The following is a 22,258-nucleotide window of genomic DNA, read 5'->3' as shown; positions in this document are numbered from 1 at the left end:
CGAGCCGCCGCCCGCCGCGATGCTGGCGATATCGAGGCTGCGCAGCGCGATGCGCTGGCCGGCCAGCATGCCGTCGGCGGACAATGACGCCTGCCCGCCTGAGATCAGCGAGATGTCGGTCGAGGTGCCGCCCATGTCGAACGGCACCAGATCGGGAATGCCAACCAGATCAGAACAGCGCCGCCCGCCGGACATGCCGCCGGCCGGCCCCGACAGCACGGTGCCCGCGGCGAGCCGCGCGGCTTCTTCCACCGGCGCCATGCCGCCGTGCGAGAGGACGACGAAGAGACTGCCCTTGAAGCCGGCCTCGCCGAGCCGCGTTTCGAGATTGGTCAGATAGCGGCGGACGATCGGCTCGACATAGGCGTTTACGATCGTGGTCGAGACACGCTCATATTCCTTGATCTGCGGCAGCACATCGCTGGAGCGCGAGATGCTGATATCAGGCAGCGCCTGCTTCAAGCGCTCGACAGCGGCGAGCTCATGCACCGGATTGAGATAGGAATGCAGGAAGCAGACCGCGACCGAGGTCGCGCCTGACTGCTTGATGCTCGCAATGGCATCGTCGAGCGATTTCGTATCGAGCGGAATCAGGACCTCGCCGTTGGCCCTGAGCCGTTCCTTCACGCCGAAACGCAGATCACGCGGCACCAGCGGCGCGGGCGGCGGCGAACGCAAATCGTAGCGGTCCGGCTTCAGCCCCTCGCGCATCTCGACGACGTCGCGATGACCCTCGGTGGTGATGAGCGCAACCTTGGCGCCCTTGCGCTCCAGCAGCGCATTGGTCGCAACCGTGGTGCCATGCACGAGCCGATCGGTCGCGGCCAGCATTGCCGCGCGCGTGACGTTGAGCCGACGCGCCAGCTCTTCCAGCCCCGCCATCACGCCGATCGATTGGTCCGCCGGGGTCGACGGGGATTTCGCAAAAACGGTTCGCCCGCTCTCGTCGGTAGCCACGAGATCGGTGTAGGTCCCGCCGACGTCAACGCCAATTCTGAACATGATTAGCTACGCTGCTCCGCCGCGACTTCCGTCATGCCCTGCTCGCGGTCGCGGCGGCGGGCTTCTTCCGATCGTTTTGCAGGCGGTCCCCAGCCGCCGCCGCCAGAGGATCGTATCTCCAGGCAATCGCCGGGATGCAGGTCGATGCCGACCTCCTTGGTGCGCAGCACGCGCGGCTCGCAGCCCTCGGACAACAGGCGATAGTGATGCGGCTTGCCGTCCTCGCCGCCGAGCATGCCGCAGGGACCGTGGCGCGCGCCGTCGCCGGCGGTGTTGCCCTTGGCGGGCTTTGCCGTCTCCAGCACCAGATCGAGCGATACGCCGAGGCCGCCGCGATGCTGGCCGTCGCCGCCGGAGCCCGGGCGGAATTCATGGGTGCGGAAATGCAGGGGGAAGCGGACTTCGGCGACTTCGAGGCTGCCGAATTTCAGGCCGCCCACCGAATGCCACTCGCCGATCGACGACCAGCCGTCGCCGCCCGACGACGCGCCGCCGCCGGGCCGCGCCTGGAACAGGTGCCAGATGAAATTCTTCTCCGTGCGCGGGTCCTCGCCCTGGATCGCGATGCGAAAGCGTCGGCTCCAGCCCGCCATCGCGCGCTCCGGACAGGATGCTGACAGCGCCTTCACAATCGCCTCGACGATTTCGTTGGAGGGATGGCTGGTGCACAGCGTCACCGGCCGGCCGGGATCAGCCCATACCACCGTGCCCTGCTTTGCGATCACCTTCAGCGGGCGCAGCGCGCCGGTGTTCTTCGGTATCTCGGCGTCGATCAGATAAGCGAACGCCATCGCAACGGCGGCCTGCATGTTGGCGTGGGAAGAGTTCACAAAGCTGGTCGACTGCGGATCGGAATCGGAGAGATCGACCTCGACATCGCTACCCTTCTTGGTCACCTTCGCGGCAATGCGGATGTCGGTACGGCCATGGCCGTCGTCATCGAGAAACGCCTCGCCGTAGAACACGCCGTCCTTCCAGGTCGAGACCACCGCCCTCGTCTGCTGCTCCGTCGCATCCAAAATCGCTTCCACCGCGGCTTCAACCACCGGCGCCCCGAATTCGGCGAACAACCGCGACAGCCGCCGCTCGCCGAGATGCGCAGCTCCCAGCATCGCGGCAAGGTCGCCGCGGAATTCTCTGGGGTTGCGGATGTTCAGCGCCAGGAGATCAAGCAGATCGTCGCGCAGCTTGCCGGCCTCATACAATTTGATCGGCGGAACGCGCAGCCCCTCCTGAAAGATCTCGGTGGCCCCTGGATTATAGGCGCCGTGGGTGGCGCCGCCGATATCGCTCTGGTGCGCGCGCACGATGGTCCAGAGCAGGCGCTTGCCGTCGGCGAACACGGGGACGAAGGCGGTGAGATCGGGCAGATGGCTGCCGCCATAATAGGGATCGTTGAGCAGGATGACGTCGCCCTGCGCTACGTCCTTGAAGCGTTCCTCGACCGCGAGCGTCGCCCAGGGCAGCGCGCCGACATGAACGGGTAAGTGATCGGCCTGCGCGATCAGCCGTGCGCGCGTGTCGCAGATCGCCAGCGAGAAGTCGCGGCTGGAATTGAGGATCTGCGAATAGGAGGTGCGAAGCATGGCCTCGCCCATCTCCTTCACGATCGAACTGAGGCGATGCTGGACGACGGAGCGTGTGATGGGGTCGATCTTGGCGGACATTCGGTGCCGTTGCTATTCGTTTCGTAGGATGGGTCGAGCCCTTGCGAAACCCATCACTATCACGCGCCGCAATCGATGGGTATCCGCCTTCGCTCTCCGAGCTACGGCGGACAAGTCGCTTCGCTCCACCCATCCTACGGAGCTGTGTTGGTCAGAGCGTCCGTGCAACTTCCTCGAGCGCGCCCGATGCCGCATCGATGATCGCATTTATATCGGCATCCGTCATCGGGGTTGACAACGCCATCAGCCCGTTGCCCGCGGCCAGCACACCGCGATTGAGCAGTGCGCGCGAAAACACCATCTGACGGCGCCCCTCTTCCTCGCTCAGATAGGCTGAGCGATAATCGCGGACCGGGCGATCGACGAAGTGAATCTTCAGGAGTGAGCCGAGGCCGACGGTGCCGCCGGGCACGCCGTGGCGATGAAACGCTTCGTTGATGCCGGAGCGAACCGCTTCGCCCATCGCATCGAGCCGCGCAAAGGCGGCCTCGTCGAGCAGCTCCATCGCGGCGATGCCGGCGCGCATCGTCACCGGATTGGCGGAGAACGTGCCGCCATGCGGCAGCGCCGGCTTGCCCGGGCGCGGGTCGAACACGGCCATGACATCCCTGCGGCCGCCGATCGCGCCGACCGGAAAACCGCCGCCGATGATTTTTCCCAGCGTGGTCAGATCAGGATCGATATTCCAGATACCCTGCGCGCCGCGATAGCCGAGGCGAAACGTGATGACTTCGTCGAAGATCAAGAGCGCGCCGACCTCACGCGTCACCTTGCGCAGCGCCTCCAGATAGGCCTGATTGGCGGGCGCGAGACCGGCGCGATTGGGCATGGGATCGACCAGCACGCAGGCGAGTTCGCGCCCATGCTCGCGGATCAGGCTGACGGCAGCTTCGGTATCGTTGAAGGGAATGGTGACGACGTCAGCCAGCACATTGTCGGGCGTGCCTTTCGCATAAGCCACCGAGACCGGCGCGTTGCGGCCCCAGGCTTCCGGCGTCGGATCGAGGCTCACCTCGGCATAATCATAGGAGCCGTGATAGGCGCCTTCGCATTTGGCGATCTTGGGCCGACCGGTATGCGCGCGCGCCGCCTTCAGCGCCATCATCACGGCCTCGGTGCCGGAATTGGCAAACCGCACCTGATCGACAGACGGCAGGCGCGATGCGAGCAGTTCGGCGAGGTCGACCTCTGAAGCCGTCGGCAGGCCGAACGCAGAGCCCAGCGCCAGTTGCGCGGTTGCCGCCTTGATCAACGCGGGATGGGCGTGACCGTGGATCTGCGAAGTGAAATTGTTGATGCAGTCGATATAGACGTTGCCGTCGAGATCCCAGACCCGGCAGCCCTCCCCGCGCGCGGCGTAGATCGGATAGGGCTTCATGAACACGGTGGTGCGGGTGTTGCCGCCGGGCAGGCTCGCCAGCGCCCGATCGTACATTTTTTGCGACGACGAATTCGGATCCGGGTACATGCGTACTTCCATCCAGCTTCTTGTTATTGGAGCCTGATCGCTCCGCCTTGGCTAGTCTTTTTCCAATGATATCACACGGCCAGCCATCCAAAGGCGCGACGCAGGAATGCCTGGGCATCCTCTTCCACAGGCGCTCCATGAGCCATCAGCACCTTTTCGGCAGGCCAGGCAAAAATGCGTTTCAGAGCATCGCGTGCGCCGCTGCGATTGGTAAAGGCGAGACGAAACTTGCGGGGCACCGACGGCTCCGGGCCGACCATGAGGTCCAGCCTTGCCACGACTGCCCGCCATCCGGAGAGAAGATTGGCTGGAATCTGCTGGATCAGATCGGTGAAGAGAACGGTCCCGCTCCTGATATGAAAGAACACCACCTCGGTGGTGATGACGTTGCCATGCACCAGGACCTGATCAATGTCGTTCGCCCAATCCGGACTTGCCGCGTTTCCGAGGTCCGCATCGAAGGCGACGTCCTTGCGCTTCTCTCGCAGTCCTGGCGGAGCATACACCTTGGCTCCGGGAAAGGCCTGCTACCACTCTGGAAGAAACAGATGATGCAGTGAATTGGGAGCAACGATGTGTCGTACCTGCCCGAGGGCATCCACCGCCGCTCGCAATCCATCCGTGAGTTGTATCGGCGACCAGATGAAGAGGTCCCCGGCGGGCAGCCTGATTGCAGCCATCCGTGTTGGATAATGAAACCCGATTACCGACACGTTGGATCCATCCGCGATCCAGATTTCGCGACCGAACTGCTTCAACATGGAGATACTGGCACTGATCGATGAGTCCTGAGTTCAGGTGTACATCAAAAACACAATCACCCCGACGATCAAGGTCGCAGCCATGAATAGCAGCACTGCAGGAAGGCCGAAGATCGTCGCCACCACGCCGGTCGTCGATTGCATCAGCGCGGCGCCGAGGAAGAGCGCAAGGTTGATTGCGGAGAGCGCCTTGCCGGCGTTCTGCGCGCCCGCGATTTGCCGGGTCATGCCGAACAGCAGCGGCTGCGTCGATATCGCAATGCCCATCAGGACAAACAGCACGCCATCGATCTGCGCCGGCACAACCTTTACGCCGAGCAGTTCGGACAGCGGATAGTTGGGCGCGCCGGCGGCCATCAAGGCGAGCAGCAATGCCGCAAAAGAATGCGTCGCAGCCAGTACCTCGCGGCGATGGCCAATGGCGCGGTCGACAATACCCACCATCGCCGGGCTGACGATCAGCGCCAGCGTGAACAGGCCGAGTACGTTGCCAGCCTCGATGCGGCTGAGCCCCTTGATCTCCATCAGCCACGGACCGCCCCACAATCCGCGCAACACCAGCGATGCGGCAAGCGAAACCAACCCCAGCGCGATCAGGCCACGCAGCGGCCGCGACAGCCCGATACGCAGCACCTCGGCCATCTGCGAGAGCGGCGAGGAATCATCGGCATGCTCGGCCGGTTGCCTCGGAACCAGCAGGAACACCGCGATCGCCACCGCTGCGCCGAAGCCGGCGGAGATCCAGAACCCCGACCGCCAGCCAAAATGCTCGACGACGAAAGCCAGCGGGCTCGCCGACAGCAGCATGCCAATATTGCCGATCGAGAGGATGATGCCGGACCACAGGCCGAACCGCGCCGCTGACATCTGCTTGGCCGCTAGTGTCATCGGGCACATCAGCATGCCTGAGGTGGCGACGCCGAGCAGGAACTGGCCGAACAGAAAGCCCTCCGGCCCCGTCGCCAGTCCCGAGGCCAGCGCGCCGATGATGGTTCCCGCGAGCAGGCTCAAGGACACCGGGCGGACGCCGAAACGGTCCATCGCGGCGCCGACCGGGATCTGCGAGGCGGCGAAGGCGAAATGATAGATCGAGGTGAGGCTCGCCAGCGTCTGCGGCGCGGTTTTGAAATCGGCCGCCATCACGTCGAGGCTGATGGCTGGAATGGTCCGCAGCAGCGTCGACAGCATGTGGCCGCAGGCCAGCGCCAGCAGCGCAAAAATCAGGGCGCGGAAGCCGCCATCCGCGCTGTCGGCCTTGCCGTCCATGAGCCGTCTCGCCCCCAAAAACTGTCTGGGGGCGAGGTATCACCAATAGGGTGGGAACGCGAATCCGGCAGATTCGGCGATCAGTTCCTGTGGAACACCAGCGTCCGCAGCTCGATGCTCTCGCGCGGCGGCGCATCGGCCGGCGTGGTCGGATCGATGAAGGCGGTGTGCGGCCCGAACCGCGTGCGGCCGTCGGTTGCGGAATCGTAACACTTCAGGAGCAGCGCCTCGTCGGCCCGCATTTCCGGGATGTAGTACCAGCGATGGTTCGGATTGTATTTCACCGAATAGGTTTCACCGCTGCGGTTCGGATAGATCAGATCGGAAGCGATAAGATCGCCCGGCTCGACGGTCTGGCCGTCGCACATCGCGAGCGGCGCATCGCGTAGCGGCCCGCGGATCGGCCGCCAGACATTGATGACCTGCACGCGTCCCTTCAGAAGCTCCTCGGCCTCGTCGGGCAGATGTTCGCGAACGCGGTTGGCGCCTGATTTATCGGTCTGATCGACATGGACCCGCGTGGCCGGCTGCCGTGGACCGGCGCCCCTGATGTCGGCCACGCCCTCGACGCGCTTGCGCACGGTGTGATCGAAAATGACGACGCGGTCCGCCTTCAGCGTTGCCTTCAGGAAGGCTTCGACGGCGGGATAGTAGACGTCGCGCACTTCTTTGTCGTTGTAGAAATCCTTGACGATGGTGGGATGGCGAACCAGCGAAAATCCTTCGCGGTCGAGCGAAAGATTGGCGGCGATCAGGCGCGCATCGAAGATCGGGACGTTGTGGGGTTCGGGCAGCGCGGTCGATTTGGGTTCGCCCGGCGGCGGGTCGAAAGCGTAGGTGCGCGGCTTTCCCGCGACAGGAGCGAGATAGTTCAGTTCGGCAGTGACGAAGGGAAGCGATTCGAGTTTGGCTTGCTGCAGGCCCATGGTGTTCTCCTGGACTCCATTGTTTGTTCTGTTTGATCTTGGGCCGGTCGCCGGGCTCGACAAGACGATCCCGAAAATAGCAACGTTGCCATTGCCGGCGGTGGCAAACGGGGAAAATCCTTGTCCGAAGCGGCCGCCCGACCGGACAGTATTTTCGTCCCTCACGCGTTCGTCATCTCAGCGCGTTGACGCTGCGCCAAGGTGCGGCAACAATCGTTTTGCTCAACCACTTCCGGCTCAATTAACAGGCAGAACGACATGCAAGTCACGATGAAGGACAGAGTCGCCGTCGTCACCGGCGGCAGCAAGGGAATTGGCCTCGCCGTTTCCGGGCAATTCGCCGCCTCCGGCGCCAGGGTTGCGATCCTCGCGCGCGGCGCCGCCGACCTGAAGGCGGCGCGGGAACTGCTCGCCAAGGAAGGCCTCGCGGTCCGCGACTATGTCTGCGACGTCGCGAAGGCATCAGACATTGCGAAGGCGCATGAGAAGATCGTCGCCGATCTCGGCCCGGTCGACATACTCGTCAACAATGCGGGCACGGCGCGGACGATGGCGTTCGAGAACATCTCGGACGAGGCGTGGCAGGAAGACCTCGACCTCAAACTGTTCGCCGCGATCCGCTTCAGCCGGCTGGTATGGCCCGGCATGAAGGCGCGCAAATGGGGCCGCATCATCAACGTGCTCAATACCTTTGCCAAGGCACCGGCGGCGTCCTCGGCCCCGACCTCGGTATCGCGGGCGGCCGGCATGGCGCTGACCAAGGTGATGGCGAGCGAAGGCGGCGAGCACAACATTCTGGTGAACGCCATGCTGGTCGGCCTGATCATGAGCGATCAATGGGTGAAGCGGCACGCAGCGCAAGCGCCGGACACGGATTTCGAGGTGTTTGCCAAGAACCTCGCCAAGGGCACGCCTTTGGGGCGCATCGGCACGGCGGAGGAATTTGCGAACCTCGCCTGCTTCCTTGCCTCCGAGCAGGGATCGTTCATCACCGGCACCGCCATCAATGTCGATGGCGGCCGGTCGCCGGTGGTGTGACTGAGATCAAGTGGCAGCGTCAACTTCTCTCTCGCACCGCACTTGCGGGGCCGAGACGAGCGAAGTTCGCACATAGAGCGTTGGGGGTGAGGGGCTATCTCCACAGAACTGGACTCGCGGATGCCCCCTCACCCGCCGCGAAGACGCGGCGGCCTCTCCCCGCAAGAGCGAAGCGAGGTGGGAGAAAACAAAAAGGCCCCCGTCGCCGAGGGCCTTTTCGCTTTTCTTAGACCGCGTCCTTGGCGGCCTTGACCGGGCGGGCCCGGACGATCTTGCGGGCCGGCTTGGCCTTGAACATCATTTCCTCGCCCGTGAAGGGGTTGGTGCCCTTACGAGCCTTGGTCGCGGGCTTCTTGACCACGACGAACTTCGCGAAGCCAGGAACGAGGAACAGCCCGTTCTTCTTGAGCTCCTTGTGACCGACGTCAACGAGCGTGTCCATCACGTTCTTGACCTCTTTCTTCGAAAGTTCGGTGGTGGTCGCGATCTTCTCGATCAGCTGCGACTTAGACATTTGGGTAGCCATGGTTGCTCCATTGATTCTGGCACAGGCGACGATATGGCGAAAAACGCCTAGAAAATAGGGCTTTCGACAATCTGCACAACTATCTCGCTAGTCGAGTTGCAGTGATTCGTCCAATTTTTCCGGGGTTTTTAACATCAGAAGCCCTCCGAAGCCTATTTTTAGGGGGATTCCGCGCACCCCAATGCCCCATTTCCGGACAATCCCGGGCTGCGCGCCAGTCGCCGCCTCTATCGGAGCGAGCCGTGATTTGCCGTCTGGAAGGGTAAAATGTGCAGATTGATCGACCGCCAAGTACATTGTTTTCAGGAAGGATTTTCCGCCCCGCGCGTTGATTTGAAAATGACTCGCGTTGGCGTTCCATCGTAAAATCGCCCCTAAGGCGAACGCGTGAAGGTTCGCCATCAATTATGTGTTCGGAGACTTCGCATGGATTTGACGCGCCTTGAGATCAATCGTCGCACCGCACTGCTGACGTCGGCGGCCATCGCGGCCAACGTCATCAATCCGATGCGGGCCTTCGCGCAGGAAACCCCGCGCAAGGGCGGCGTGTTCAACGTCCACTACGCCGCCGAGCAGCGCCAGCTCAACCCGAGCATCCAGGCTTCCACCGGCGTCTACATCATCGGTGGCAAGATCCAGGAAAACCTGGTCGATCTCGACGCCAATGGCCAGCCGGTCGGCGTGCTCGCCGAGAGCTGGGAGGGGACCCCGGACGGCAAGACTGTGACCTTCAAGCTGCGCCAGGGCGTCACCTGGCACGACGGCAAGCCGTTCACCTCGGCCGACGTCGAATTCACCGCCATGAACATGTGGAAGAAGATCCTCAATTACGGATCGACGCTGCAGCTCTTCCTCACCGCGGTCGAGACGCCGGATGCGCACACCGCGATCTTCAAATACGAGCGGCCGATGCCGCTGAACCTGTTGCTCCGGGCGCTACCCGACCTCGGCTACGTCTCGGCCAAGCATCTCTATGAGAGCGGCGATATCAGGCAGAACCCGACCAACCTCGCGCCGGTCGGCACCGGCCCGTTCAAATTCGTCAAATATGAGCGCGGGCAATACATCATCGCCGACCGCAACGAGAATTACTGGCGGCCCAACGCGCCCTACCTCGATCGCATCGTCTGGAAGGTGATCACCGATCGCGCCGCGGCGTCGGCGCAAATGGAAGCCGGCGAACTTCATTACGCGCCATTCTCGAGCCTGACGCTCTCGGATCTCGCCCGCCTCGGCAAGGACAAGCGCTTCATCGTCTCGACCAAGGGTAATGAAGGCAACGCTCGCACCAACACGCTGGAATTCAACTTCCGCCGCAAGGAACTGTCCGACATCCGGGTTCGCCGCGCCATCGCGCATGCGATCAATGTGCCGTTCTTCATCGAGAACTTCCTCGGCGATTTCGCCAAGCTCGGCACCGGCCCGATCCCCTCGACCTCGACCGACTTCTACCCGGGCGCCAACACGCCGCAATATGCCTACGACAAGGCCAAAGCTATCGCGCTGCTCAACGAGGCCGGCTTCAAGCCGGGCACCGGCGGCACGCGGTTTTCGCTCAGGCTGCTGCCCGCCCCCTGGGGCGAGGACATCTCGTTGTGGTCGACCTTCATCCAGCAATCGCTCGGCGAGATCGGCATCCCCGTCGATATCGTGCGCAACGACGGCGGCGGCTTCCTCAAGCAGGTCTATGACGAGCACGCCTTCGACATCGCCACCGGCTGGCACCAGTATCGCAACGATCCCGCGGTCTCGACCACGGTCTGGTACCGTTCCGGCCAGCCCAAGGGCGCGCCCTGGACCAACCAGTGGGGCTGGCAGGACACGAATGTCGATAAGACCATCGACGATGCCGCCACCGAAGTCGATCCGGCCAAGCGCAAGGCGCTCTATGCCCAGTTCGTCAAGGAGGTGAATACGGAGCTGCCGGTCTGGATGCCGATCGAGCAGATCTTCCTGACCACGATCACGGCAAAGGCGCGCAACCACTCCAATACCCCGCGCTGGGGTTCGGCGAGCTGGCACGATCTTTGGCTTTCGGCCTGACACTATATCCGCCAGAATAGGCGCATGCGTATCCTGAGCCTTGCGGGGCGGCGGCTTGCCGCCTCGATCCCGACCCTTGTGCTGATCCTGATCGGCGTGTTCCTGCTGCTGCAGTTCGCGCCGGGCGACACCGTCGACGCCATGATGGCGCAGATGGGCGGCGGCGATGCCGCGACTGCCAAGGAGCTGCGCAAATTCTATGGGCTAGACCTTTCGATCCCGGCGCAACTCGGCAATTACCTGTGGCGGCTGGTGCGGCTCGATCTCGGCTTTTCCTCGATCTATGGCAAGCCGGTGGCGTCCGTGATCATCGAGCGGCTGCCGCCGACGATTCTCCTGATGACCGCATCGCTGTCGTTCGCGTTTTTCTTCGGACTGCTGTTCGGCGTGATCGCCGCCCGCGGCGTCAACCGCTGGCCGGACACGCTGATCTCCACGCTCGGCCTGATCTTCTATGCGACGCCCTCGTTCTGGTTCGGGCTGATGGCGATCGTGGTGTTCTCGGTCTACCTGCAATGGCTGCCGCCCGGCGGTTTCGAGGATATCGGGACGGTGCGGACCGGTATCTGGCGCATGCTGGATATCGCAAGCCATCTGGTGCTGCCGACGCTGACGCTCGGGCTGATCTTCCTGGCGATCTATTTGCGCATCATGCGCGCCTCGATGCTGGAGGTGCTCAATCTCGACTACGTTCGCACCGCGCGGGCCAAGGGCCTCGACGAGACGCGGGTGGTGACGCGGCACGTGCTGCGCAATGCGCTGTTGCCGATGGTGACGCTGATCGGGCTGCAGGCCGGCACCATGCTGGGCGGCTCGGTGGTGGTGGAAAGCGTGTTCTCGCTGCCCGGCCTCGGCCGCCTCGCCTATGAATCGGTGGTGCAGCGCGACCTCAATACGCTGCTCGGCATCGTATTCGTCTCGGCGCTGCTCGTCATATCCGTGAACTTCGTCGTCGATCTCATCTATGCGCGGCTCGATCCGCGCATCACGGCCGAGGGCTGACGCGATGGATGCGGTCAAGCGCTACTTCCGAAGTCCCGCCGCCGTCGCCGGCCTGATCCTGCTCGTGATCGTGATCGCGATGGCGATCTCGGCCGGCTGGTTCTATCCCCGCGATCCGCTCGCGCTCGCGGGCCGTCCGCTGGTCTGGCCGTTCTCCAACCCGCGCTTCCTGCTCGGCACCGACAATTCCGGCCGCGATATTGCCGCGCAGATTTTCTACGGCGCGCGGATATCGCTTTTGATCGGCGGCGTCGCCACGGCGATTGCGATCCTGATCGGCATCCTGGTCGGCGCCTTCGCCGGATACTACGGCGGCTGGGTCGACAACGTGCTGATGCGGATCACCGAAGCGTTCCAGACGCTGCCCAACTTCGTGCTGCTGCTGGTGCTGGTCGCGGTCTTCGGCTCGACGCTGACGACGGTGACCATCGCGGTCGGCGTGGTGTCGTGGCCGGCGCCGGCGCGGCTGACCCGCGCCGAATTCCTGTCGTTGCGCAACCGTGAATTCGTCCAGGCCGGCCGGACGCTCGGCATGAAGAACATCCAGCTCATTTTCCGGGAGATCCTGCCCAATGCGCTGCCGCCGGTCATCGTCTATGCCAGCGTGGTGATGGCGGTCGCGATCCTGCTGGAGAGCGCGCTGGCCTTCCTGCGGCTGTCAGATCCCAACGTCGCGTCGTGGGGCAACCTCATCGGCCTCGGGCGCGATGTGCTGCGCGTGCAGTGGTATGTCTCGGCGATCCCCGGCATCGCCATTCTCGTTACCGTGCTCGCGGTATCGCTGGTCGGCCAGGGCCTCAACGACGCGCTCAATCCGAGGCTGAAGGGACGATGAGCGAGCACGAGACCATCCTCTCGCTCGATCGCCTGAGCGTTCGCCTGCCCGGCGGCGCCGACCGGACGCATGCGCTCCGGGATGTGTCGCTGGAGATCGCCTCTAACGAAATCGTCTGCGTGGTCGGCGAGTCCGGCTCCGGCAAGTCAATGATGGCGAATGCCGTCATGCGGCTGTTGCCCAACGAAGTGACGATCGACGACGGCCGCATCATGTTCGAGGGTCGCGATCTCTGCGCCGCATCGATGGCGGAGATGCGCGAGGTACGCGGCGACGGCATTGCCATGATCTTTCAGGAACCGATGACGGCGCTCAATCCGCTGCGCACCATCGGCGACCAGATCGCCGAGATGTTTTCGATCCATACCGATCTGTCGAAATCGGAAATCAACACGCGGGTGCTCGCACTGCTGGCGGACGTGCGCATTCCCGATTCCAAGGTCGCAGCAAAAGCCTATCCGCATGAGCTCTCCGGCGGCCAACGCCAGCGCGCCATGATCGCGATGGCACTGGCGCTCGATCCGAAACTGCTGATCGCGGATGAACCGACCACCGCGCTCGATGTCACCACACAGGCGCAGATACTAAAACTGATCCGCGACCTGCAGCAGCGCCGCAAGACCGCGGTCATGTTCATCACCCATGATTTCGGCGTAGTGGCCGAGATCGCCGATCGCGTCGTGGTGATGCAGCATGGCGTCATCGTCGAACAGGGCACGGCGACCGAGGTGCTGCACCATCCACAGCATGCCTATACCAGGCAGCTCATCGCCGCGGTGCCGCCGCTGAAGGCCCCACCGCCGCGCGCGCTCGCGGCCGACAATATCCTGACGATCTCGGACGTCTCGAAGACCTACCGGACCGGCGGCTTCCTGGGCCGTGGCGCGCGGGTGACGCCGGCCGTGAAGAACGTGTCACTCACCCTGCCCCGCGGCGCGACGCTTGGCATCGTCGGTGAGTCAGGCTCGGGCAAATCGACGCTGGCGCGCTGCATCGTGCGGCTGATTGATCCGGATACCGGATCGATCGTGCTCGATGGCAACGATTGGGCGAAGATGTCGCGCGAAGAAGTTCGCCGTGAAACCCAGCATATCCAGATGGTGTTTCAGGACCCGTTCGCCTCCCTCAACCCGCGCCGCAAGGCGGCGGAGTTGGTGGCGCAAGGCCCGATCGTGCACGGCGCGCCGCGGGCCAAGGCGATTGCGGATGCAAAGGCGTTGTTCGCGCTGGTCGGGCTCGACCCTTCCGCCGGCGACCGCTATCCGCACGAATTCTCCGGCGGCCAGCGCCAGCGCATTGGGCTGGCCCGCGCACTCGCGCTGAAGCCGGATGTGCTGGTGGCGGACGAGCCGGTGTCGGCGCTCGACGTCTCCGTACAGGCGCAGGTGCTGAAACTGCTCGCCGAACTACGGCAGCAACTCGGGCTTTCCATCGTGTTCATCACCCACGATCTGCGTGTCGCCGCGCAAATCTGCGACCTCGTCGCCGTGATGAAGGATGGGGCGGTCGTGGAACATGGGCTCGCAGGCGAGGTGTTCGGCAATCCACAGCACCCTTACACGCGCGCCCTGCTCGACTCTATCCCCGGCGGCGCGTTCGCGCGCGAGCATAAGGTGTGAGTACCGATATTGCGGCCATACCGCCTCAGAAGCGGATATCAACGGTGCACAGGTGAATGACTGCTGACATTTAACCCTCCCTCCGCTGCACCACGCGATGACGCGGCTTGGAGAGATGCTGCTTCAGCCGCGTGATCTCCTCCGCCGACCAGTCGCGAACGTCTGTCACCTCCTGCCACGCCTCGATATAGTGCGCCGGCGCGTAGACATGGCCGAATCCGATAGGTGCGTCGGTCGCCATGAACATGTCCAGCATCAGTTGAAAGAGAGTTATAACCGGATACCAGCGCACTTGCGGCGACACATCCGGCCCCCGTGGCGGCAGCATCCACTCCGGCTCGCGATAGAGGCTGCGATAGTCGAAGAAGGTCGCCGGGTCGCTTGCGTATTGGAGGTAGACGATCCGAACCGGCCCCCACGCCGCGTTCGGGCCTGAGGGCTCGGCAGCCTCTCCGTGCTGGTTCGTGAACCGCACAAACGATCCATCGCGAAAGCGGGGAAGCCACACGGGTGATCCAGGATTGCGGCGGTCGGTGAGCCAGCGCCAGAGCCTGCTCGAATAGGGCGGCCCGCTCCAGAGCGCGCCGTCAAATGGCTCGCCCAATACCTCGATCAGGTCCGTCGACTGTTCGGAATTTCTCGCGCCAAGACTGATACCGTGCAGATAAAGTCTCGGCCGGCGGTCCTTGGGAAGCGTGATCCAGTATCCGTAGATCTCCTCGAACAGGGCGCGCGCAACATCGGCGCCATAACCTGGATCCATCAGCAAGTACAGCCAACTGGCGAGATAGGAATATTGAAGGGCAACGCTCGCGACGTTACCACCGTGCAGATACTCGATACTGTCGATCGCCGCCGGGTCAACCCAGCCGGTGCCGGTCGGCGTCACCGCGATGAGCACGGATCGCTCGAACCCGCCGACGCGCTTCAATTCTTCCAGTGCGAGCTTGGCGCGCGCTCCGGGCGTATCCGCCGATCGCAACCCGACATAGACGCGAACAGGCGAAAGCGCTGCCCTGCTCGAAAGAACGCTGATGTCTTCGCGGGTCGGCCCCGAGGTGATGAACTCCCGTCCCGCCCGTCCCAGCTTGTCCCAGGCGAGCAGAGACGCGCGGCTGCCGGTCTTCAGAGGGTCCAACGGCGGCTCCGTCTCCACTTCGATCCCCGCGTCGTATTCCCGGAAGGATGCCTCTGCGACCCGCAGAAAGGCGCGGAAGAGAAGCCCATTGATGACCAACCAGAATAGAGCAACCGTCGCGATGACGCCGACAACGTTGGACACCCGCGCGGGCAGAAAGCGCTTGGCCAGTGTCGTTACAAAGCGGAGCGTCAATCGAAAGAACCGCGCAAGCGCGATCAACATGGCGAACACTGTCAGGGCAATGAGGCTGACCGCGAGTGGATGCGCGGTGTCGACCGGCTCGAGTTCCATCAACTCACGGATCGAATTCTGCCATCTTGCCGCCTGCGAGAGGGATACAACCGCAACGATCGCGCAACCGGTCGCGGTGGCGAAGTAGGCGGCGCGCAGGAAGCGGCCGTTGAGCCGCGCGAGTTCCATGTAATCCCAAAGCCAGACGCCGAATACGCCGATGCCATATCCAGCCGCCAGAGAACATCCCGAAAGCAAGCCCTGCGTCAAAAACGTCCGCGGCAAGAGCGTCGGCGAGAGCGAGGCAGCGAAGAAGAGCGTTCCGAGGACAAGGCCGCCGGCAGATAACGAATGCCATAGCTCTCTCTTCATGGCCGGGAATCGATTGGTAACCATCGTGTTCCGAGCGAAGTGTAGCCAGAAGGCGCCGTTGAACGGATTCCAACAGGCGCGGACGCATGAACGTCGGATTGGTGCCGATCCCGGAGGATAGCCGCACGGATCGTATCCAAGGGAGAATAGCCGGGAACATACAACCAGGTTCAACGGCCGCCAACGAAAAGCGGAGGTTTAGGCGTGCAACCGGTGCATCAGCTTTGGGATCACAAGGCGACATTCCGGCATCGCTGCCGCGTGTCCGCTCCACTCTCGAAGCTGGTAGTCCCGGATTTATGAGTACGCCCTAGAGAGAGGCCATCGTTCTTCACGCCATCTCGCGCGCATCTCTTCGGCGATAGACCAGCAGCATCAGCGGCGCGAGCTTGCGCAGGACGCCGTGGGCGACGATCGGCACCGGCTCGGTAAACGGCAATGCCAGCTCTTTCTCCGGCTCGCCGCGGACGGCCTTGGCCAGTTCATTGCCGAGCGGCATGGTCAGCGCCACGGCGCGGCCGTTGCAGCCGGTCCAGCCATAGGCGTTCGGTCCGAGCTTGTGAATGCGCGGCAGAAAATCCGTGGTCATGCCGACATAGCCATTCCAGACATAATCGAACGAGACCTCGCCGATCTGCGGCCACAGCCGCTGCAGCCGCTCCGTGACCCGCGCCTTGATCCGCTCGACCTTGTTGCCGGGGCCGATCACCGCGCCGCCGGTGACGAGGCGATTGCGCGCGTCATAGCGCGCAAAATAGAGTTCACCGTGGGTGTCCGACATCGCCTGCCGTCCCGGGATGATGGTCTTGCGGACATTATCGGACAAAGGCTGCGTCGCCATCTGCCAGGACAATACCGGCATCACTTCCTGCGCAATCTGAGGCACCAGCGACTTTGAAAACTCGCCGCTATAGGCATTGGTTGCCACGACCAGCGCGCGGCCGGAAATCTCTCCCCTCGCCGTCCTGACCACCCAGCGGTCGCCACGCCGCTCAAAGCTTTCCGCCGGCGAACGTGCATAGATGCGCGCGCCGAGCCCGAGCACGGTGCGCGCGAGACCCCGGGCCAGCGCCAGCGGATTGATGTGGCCGCCGGTCCTGTTCCAGAAGCCGCCGAACCACGCGTCGGAGCCCAGCATGTCGCGCGTCTGCTCGCGCGAGAGCAACTCAACCGGTGCGCCGAATTTCGACCACTGCCGCACCCGCCGCTCGGCGATCTTGATGCGGCCGGGCGAATGCACCGGCTGCACCCAGCCGGCCTGCTCTCCTTCGGCGTCGATATTGTAACGCCTTGTCAGGTCGAAGAGATAGGACGCGCTGTCGCGCAGCATGCCGACAAAACGCTCTCCGGCCTCGCCGTGCTTTGTAACGATATCCTCTGGATCGGGCCGCGACAGCGTCGGGATCACCTGGCCGTTGTTGCGTCCCGAAGCGCCCCAGCCCGGCTCCGCGGCCTCGACGATGGCGACATCGACGCCGGCTTCGCGCAGATGCAGCGCGGTGGAAAGGCCGGTGAAACCGCCGCCGATCACGATGACATCCGCCTGCTGCGTGCCGGTAAGTTCGGGCAATTCGGGCCCGGATGGCGTCACGGCCGCCCATAGTGAATCGGGCCAGCGGACGTTGCGCGTACTCATCGGTATCCTTTCTTGCGGCGGCCTTTTCGTTCTGCTTAGTTTAGCCCCCTAACCGCATGCAGGGAAACAAAAGAGTGGCACTCAAAAACGTCATCGGAATCGATCACGCCGTGGTCATGGTGAAGGATCTCGACAAAGCCGCCGAAAACTACAAGCGGCTCGGCTTCACCGTGTCGCCGCGCGGCACCCACAGCGCGCATATGGGATCGGGCAACTACACCATCATGTTCGACCCCGACTATATGGAATTGCTCGGCGTGCTCCAGCCGACGGAACATAATGCTCCGGCGCGGGCCTATCTCGAAAAGAACGGCGAAGGCATCGAGCGCATCGCGTTCACGGCGGTGGATTCTGCCGAAGGCGCGGAAGAGATTCGCGCACGCGGCTATCCGCCTGTTGGCCCCACCGATTTCGAGCGGCCGGTGACGATGCCTGACGGAACGGTGTCCGCAGCCAAATTCCGCACCTTCCAGTGGCCGACGGCGGAAGCGCCGGGCGGCGTGCGCATCTTCGCCTGCCAGCACAAGACCCGCGAGACGGTCTGGATTCCCGAACTGATGAAGCACGCCAATGGCGCGAAACGGCTGAAGCAGGTGCTGATGGTCGCGCCCGCACCGGCCACGGAAGCCGCGCATCTGGCCAAGATGATCGATCGCGAGACGCGCAACGAGGCGGATGGCGCGGTCGTGGTGCCCTCCGGCGGCGATCGGGCGGATTTCGTGTTCCTGACCAAGGATCAACTCGGCAAGCGCTATCCCGGCGTGTCGCTGGCCGGCCTGCCCGAGCGCGGCGGCGCGGGGCTGGTGATTGTGGCTGATGTCGTGGCGGCGGAGAAGGCGCTCGGTGCTGCCGGTGTGAAAAGCGCCGGCGGTGTTGTCGTGCCGCCGGCTGATGGGAACGGCACGATGCTCGCGTTTGTGAAGGGGTAGAAATAGTGCGCGTCCTGGACGCGATGCAGGTGAAACGCTGCACAGATTCGTAGGGTGGGCAAAGCGAAGCGTGCCCACCAATCAGGTCACTGGATCGGACAGATGGTGGGCACGCTTCGCTTTGCCCACCCTACGCAGGGCTTTGTCAGACCTCATCCTTCGAGACGCGCTTCACACTCCTCACCATGAAGGGTGAGATGACTCACTCCGCCGGCGCTGCGGCCGGCACTTCCGGATGCGCGCTGTAGTCGACGGCAGGACTATTCTTCGCCAGCGCGAACAAACCCGCCGCCACCACCGCATAGGCCAGCGCCACGCCCGGTGTCACACCAAGTCCGCCGCCGATACCGACGGCTTCGCCATGCATGAAACCGAAATAGGTCATGACCGCACCGGCGAGCGCGAAGGCTGAGGCCTTCATGAAGTCGCGCTCGATGACGAACACGCCGATTGCGCCGAGCACGAGGCCGGCGAGGATCGCGCCACCGCCCATCACTTCCAAGCCGTGATAGATCACGCCCTGCTGCGGCAGCGAGGCGATGGCCGCGGCCTTCACGGCGTCGACCTTGTCGGCGGCGAGACCGCCGACGGTCTGGGCGGCGGCCATGCTCGCGCCGAGCATGGTGTCGATCTGGAGCTTGGCCCACGCGGCAAGATGCGGCGTCAACGCCAGCACGATCGCCGGCGCATGCTTGACCGGCGTAGTCTGGAACGCCTGCGCGCCGATCAGCATGCCGATATAGAGCAGGATCGGCGAGATCGCGACCACCGGCACCAGCGCCAGCAGCACCGAGATGATGCCGAACCATGACAGCAGCACCACCATGACGCCGGTCGCGGCGGAATAGCCGATCCGCCCGCCCATCGTCTTCCAGCCGGGATGGCCGATATAGACCGCGTTGATGAAGGGGTTGCCCATCAGGCAGCCGATCAGGCTGACGACGCCGTCGGCGGTGAGCACGCGCGTGGTCGGGTACTCGTCGCCGGCCGCTTCCGCGCTTTCGACATTGTCCATGGCTTCGACGAGATCGTAGATGCCGAACGGTATAGCCGTCACCAGAATGATGCCGAGGAATTCGAAACCCGAAAAGACGTGGCCGAAGGCCGGCAGCGGCACCGAGAAGCCGAAATTGGCAAAGGCATCGCCGAGGCCTTTCAGGCTCAGGCCACCGAGCCCGAGGCCGAACAGGTTCGAACCCCAGGCGATCAGCATGCCCGCGGCAATGGCGACGAGGCCAGCCGGAATTCCCTTCGGGTATTTCACGCCGCCGAACCACGCCACCAGGATGATGGCAAAGCAGATCAGGCCGATCTGCGGCGTCATGTACATTTCCAGCGCCGGCCGCATCGAGATGAAGGTGATCGAAACACCGGCGAGCGTACCGAGCAGCGCCGCGCGCGGAGTGATCTTGCGGATGTACGGCGCGATGAAGCCGCCGATCATCAGGATAAAGCTCTGGAAGAACACCCAGACGAGACCGGCCGACCAGCCCTTGACGGGATCGCCGGTCTTGAGCGTGATCGGCAGCATGATCACGAAGGTGACGATGAACATGTGCGGCACGCTGACGCCTGACGGCAGCGCGCAGACGTCGTTGCGACCGGTCTTCTGTGCGAGCTTGTAGGCGAGATATGCGTAGTAGAAGGTCGAGAGGCACATCATCAGGCCGAGCGCCGGCAGGATGCGGCCGAACACGATCGAGTCAGGCATCTTCAGCACGAAGCGCAGCAGCTCGGTCAGCACCAGCATGTTGACGAGGATGTTGGTGCCAAAGCCGAACAGCGCGTTCCAGTCGCCCGGCGTCCACAATGCCGGCTTGAAGGTGGATGGTGCTGATGTCCCCGTCGTGCTCATCGTGATGCCCCCGCTACTGCCGTTGTTGGAATCTCCGGTGAAAGTGCTTCCAGCACCGCGGCCGAGTCCGAGACCCAGCCGAAGATGCCGCCCTGGGCCTTGATCATCTTCAGGCCCATCTCGTGAAACTCTGGAAAATAGGATGCGCAGCCATCCGCGAGCACCACGCAGCGATAGCCGCGGTCGTTGGCCTCACGCACGGTGGTGTTGACGCAGACCTCAGTGGTGACACCACACACCAGAATGTTCTCGATGCCGTAACGCTGCAGCACCTCACCAAGCTCCGTGGCGTAGAACGCACCCTTGCCCGGCTTGTCGATCACGATCTCGGTGTCGAGCGGATACAATTCGGGAATGATGTCATGGCCGGGCTCGCCGCGAATGAGAATGCGACCCATCGGGCCGGGATCGCCAATGCGCAAGGACGGCGCGCCGCGCTCGACCTTGGCCGACGGCGCATCGGAAAGATCGGGCAGATGACCTTCGCGGGTATGGATGACCAGCATGCCGGCCCCGCGCGCCGCATCCAGCACGGCTGCGATCGGCTTCACCGCCCGCGCAAGCTGGCTGACGTCATTGCCGAGCGTCTCGCCGAAGCCGCCGGGCTCCATGAAATCGCGCTGCATGTCGATGATGAGAAGCGCGGTGACCGACCAGTCGATCTCGATCGGCTCCGGCTCGGCTACGAGCTTTGCTGAGTTCGCCATGACGTACGCGCCCCGAACGAGACAACTCCCGGGTAAGGCAAGCAAGGCGCATGCCATTGTGTACAATGGCGTCAGGCGGCGGGTCTGAAGAAAATCGGTCGTATTGTCAGTCCGTTACTCGTCGATACCGATCGTGGCTCGCCCTCATCGAAAGCACCACAAGCGAGCAATTGCTTATTAGCTGTGCATGCTGCGACTGCGTTTGCCCGATCGAGCTGATGACCAACCGTTTGTTGTGCAAACCTGTCCCAGTAACTCGACCAGCCAGGCAAGCCCGGTATCCATCATCGCCACTTTCGGCAGGACCATATTGATCGAGAAGCGTGGCAGCGGCAGCGGCGCCTTGACGGCGATGACATTGAAGCGAGCGCCATGGATCTCCACGAACCGCCTCGGCAGCGCAGAAACCATCTCGGTTTCGGTCAGCACCGAAATTGCGAAATTGAAATTCGGCACGGTCAGGGCAACGCGCCGCGTCAAGCCTTTCTTGGCAAGTTCAACATCCACAAATCCGGAAACATCGCCAGTATGCGAAACGACGAGATGTTCCGCCTCGCAGTAGCGTTGAAGGGTCGGGTTGCGCACAAAGGATTGCCCCTTGCGCGCAGCAATGACGAACTCTTCCTCGTAGAGCGCCTGCTTATGGAAACGGACCGGAATATCGTCAAAGGGAATGATCGCGATATCCATCGTTCGGTCTTCGAGCTCCTTCAACGCATCCTTCCATGCAAGATGAGGCGCAGTGAAGCCTTGCACCGGTAGGAGCTGCCGAATGCCCAGATCGATGCCTGGCGCCGCCTGATGCAACCTCTCCAGCAGCGAAGGCATGATGACCGACGACGCGCCATCGGGCGCGCCAATGACGAAGCGGCGCGTCGAGTGTCGTGGATCAAACGGCGCAGCCGACGAAACGACTCCGCGGACACGCGTGAGAATTTCAGCCACTGACGGCGCGAGCTGAAGGGCGCGCTCCGTCGGAACGACGCCTTTCGGGGTCTTGAGAAACAAGGGGTCGCCAAGCAGCGTGCGCAAGCGGCCAAGTCCATGGCTGATGGCGGACGGCGAAAGATGCAGCCGCTCCGCCGACCGGCCGACGTGCCGCTCCTGAAAGACGATCTCGAACAACGCGAGCAGGTTGAGATCGGTCCGGGATAGATCAATTTGCTTCAGCATAGTGCTGAAATCATATCACTGGATTCAGCATGATTGAAGTGCGATCTGGGCATCACCGCCG

The 22,258-nt window shown here is 63.3% G+C and carries 19 protein-coding genes; 6 read left to right on the top strand and 13 right to left on the bottom strand.

The window, feature by feature from the left end:
• The 6 genes from CQ12_RS00925 to CQ12_RS00900 form a co-directional block, all read right to left on the bottom strand.
• Positions 1-1,002: hydantoinase/oxoprolinase N-terminal domain-containing protein (locus CQ12_RS00925; protein WP_198164032.1), on the bottom strand; the 1,002-nt coding region annotated here is incomplete at its 3' end.
• A 2-nt stretch (positions 1,003-1,004) separates the two neighbouring features.
• Positions 1,005-2,669, bottom strand: a complete 1,665-nt coding sequence (locus CQ12_RS00920) for a hydantoinase B/oxoprolinase family protein (RefSeq protein ID WP_057833478.1) — start codon at positions 2,667-2,669, stop codon at positions 1,005-1,007.
• Between the two features lie 151 nt (positions 2,670-2,820).
• Complete coding sequence (locus tag CQ12_RS00915; protein WP_057833477.1) at positions 2,821-4,137, bottom strand: aspartate aminotransferase family protein; 1,317 nt, start codon at positions 4,135-4,137, stop codon at positions 2,821-2,823.
• Positions 4,138-4,208: 71 nt separating this feature from the next.
• Positions 4,209-4,643, bottom strand: a complete 435-nt coding sequence (locus tag CQ12_RS47355) for a hypothetical protein (protein WP_347337402.1) — start codon at positions 4,641-4,643, stop codon at positions 4,209-4,211.
• 288 nt (positions 4,644-4,931) lie between these two features.
• Positions 4,932-6,164, bottom strand: coding sequence for an MFS transporter (locus CQ12_RS00905; protein ID WP_057833476.1), 1,233 nt, complete (start codon positions 6,162-6,164; stop codon positions 4,932-4,934).
• 80 nt (positions 6,165-6,244) lie between these two features.
• The gene (locus tag CQ12_RS00900) at positions 6,245-7,090 is read right to left on the bottom strand and encodes a CmcJ/NvfI family oxidoreductase (RefSeq protein WP_057833475.1); all 846 of its coding nucleotides are present in this window, start codon (positions 7,088-7,090) and stop codon (positions 6,245-6,247) included.
• A 270-nt stretch (positions 7,091-7,360) separates the two neighbouring features.
• On the opposite strand from CQ12_RS00900, the gene CQ12_RS00895 reads away from it, so the two are divergent.
• Positions 7,361-8,128: an SDR family oxidoreductase gene (locus CQ12_RS00895; RefSeq protein WP_245309663.1), complete on the top strand. Its 768-nt coding sequence runs from the start codon at positions 7,361-7,363 to the stop codon at positions 8,126-8,128.
• A gap of 226 nt (positions 8,129-8,354) precedes the next feature.
• On the opposite strand, the gene CQ12_RS00890 is transcribed toward CQ12_RS00895, so the two are convergent.
• Together CQ12_RS00890 and CQ12_RS00885 are read right to left on the bottom strand one after the other, a co-directional pair.
• On the bottom strand, positions 8,355-8,654 hold the full coding sequence (locus CQ12_RS00890) for an HU family DNA-binding protein (RefSeq protein WP_028347431.1): 300 nt from the start codon (positions 8,652-8,654) through the stop codon (positions 8,355-8,357).
• A gap of 87 nt (positions 8,655-8,741) precedes the next feature.
• On the bottom strand, positions 8,742-9,056 hold the full coding sequence (locus tag CQ12_RS00885) for a hypothetical protein (protein ID WP_057833473.1): 315 nt from the start codon (positions 9,054-9,056) through the stop codon (positions 8,742-8,744).
• 24 nt (positions 9,057-9,080) lie between these two features.
• Between CQ12_RS00885 and CQ12_RS00880 the strand changes: the two genes are divergently transcribed.
• The 4 genes from CQ12_RS00880 to CQ12_RS00865 are packed head-to-tail and all read left to right on the top strand — an operon-like array spanning position 9,081 to position 14,153.
• Positions 9,081-10,697: an ABC transporter substrate-binding protein gene (locus tag CQ12_RS00880; protein WP_057833472.1), complete on the top strand. Its 1,617-nt coding sequence runs from the start codon at positions 9,081-9,083 to the stop codon at positions 10,695-10,697.
• A 24-nt stretch (positions 10,698-10,721) separates the two neighbouring features.
• The gene (locus tag CQ12_RS00875) at positions 10,722-11,699 is read left to right on the top strand and encodes an ABC transporter permease (protein ID WP_057833471.1); all 978 of its coding nucleotides are present in this window, start codon (positions 10,722-10,724) and stop codon (positions 11,697-11,699) included.
• A gap of 4 nt (positions 11,700-11,703) precedes the next feature.
• Positions 11,704-12,534: an ABC transporter permease gene (locus CQ12_RS00870; protein ID WP_057833491.1), complete on the top strand. Its 831-nt coding sequence runs from the start codon at positions 11,704-11,706 to the stop codon at positions 12,532-12,534.
• Entirely contained in the window at positions 12,531-14,153 is a 1,623-nt protein-coding gene (locus CQ12_RS00865) for an ABC transporter ATP-binding protein (protein WP_057833470.1), read from the top strand. The genes CQ12_RS00870 and CQ12_RS00865 overlap by 4 nt, the downstream gene beginning before the upstream one ends.
• 70 nt (positions 14,154-14,223) lie before the next feature.
• Here CQ12_RS00865 and CQ12_RS00860 read toward each other — a convergent pair whose 3' ends face one another.
• Both CQ12_RS00860 and CQ12_RS00855 read right to left on the bottom strand, forming a co-directional pair.
• Complete coding sequence (locus CQ12_RS00860; RefSeq protein WP_057833469.1) at positions 14,224-15,897, bottom strand: alpha/beta hydrolase; 1,674 nt, start codon at positions 15,895-15,897, stop codon at positions 14,224-14,226.
• Positions 15,898-16,228: 331 nt separating this feature from the next.
• Complete coding sequence (locus tag CQ12_RS00855) at positions 16,229-17,533, bottom strand: NAD(P)/FAD-dependent oxidoreductase (protein ID WP_057833468.1); 1,305 nt, start codon at positions 17,531-17,533, stop codon at positions 16,229-16,231.
• 74 nt (positions 17,534-17,607) lie between these two features.
• Here CQ12_RS00855 and CQ12_RS00850 point away from each other — a divergent pair, with 74 nt between their 5' ends.
• The gene (locus CQ12_RS00850; protein ID WP_057833490.1) at positions 17,608-18,462 is read left to right on the top strand and encodes a VOC family protein; all 855 of its coding nucleotides are present in this window, start codon (positions 17,608-17,610) and stop codon (positions 18,460-18,462) included.
• A 202-nt stretch (positions 18,463-18,664) separates the two neighbouring features.
• On the opposite strand, the gene CQ12_RS00845 is transcribed toward CQ12_RS00850, so the two are convergent.
• From CQ12_RS00845 to CQ12_RS00835, 3 genes are all read right to left on the bottom strand, one after another.
• On the bottom strand, positions 18,665-20,317 hold the full coding sequence (locus tag CQ12_RS00845; RefSeq protein ID WP_057833467.1) for a hypothetical protein: 1,653 nt from the start codon (positions 20,315-20,317) through the stop codon (positions 18,665-18,667).
• A complete protein-coding gene (locus CQ12_RS00840) occupies positions 20,314-21,024 on the bottom strand; it encodes a cysteine hydrolase family protein (protein ID WP_057833466.1) in 711 nt (236 codons plus the stop codon). The genes CQ12_RS00845 and CQ12_RS00840 overlap by 4 nt, the downstream gene beginning before the upstream one ends.
• 177 nt (positions 21,025-21,201) lie before the next feature.
• Positions 21,202-22,197: a LysR family transcriptional regulator gene (locus CQ12_RS00835; protein WP_057833465.1), complete on the bottom strand. Its 996-nt coding sequence runs from the start codon at positions 22,195-22,197 to the stop codon at positions 21,202-21,204.
• Positions 22,198-22,258: the final 61 nt, after the last annotated feature.

This window comes from Bradyrhizobium jicamae (assembly GCF_001440395.1).
In the GTDB taxonomy this organism is placed as follows: domain Bacteria; phylum Pseudomonadota; class Alphaproteobacteria; order Rhizobiales; family Xanthobacteraceae; genus Bradyrhizobium; species Bradyrhizobium jicamae.
Note: the sequence above shows the minus strand (reverse complement) of the source record. Positions and strands in the feature narration are given on the sequence as shown.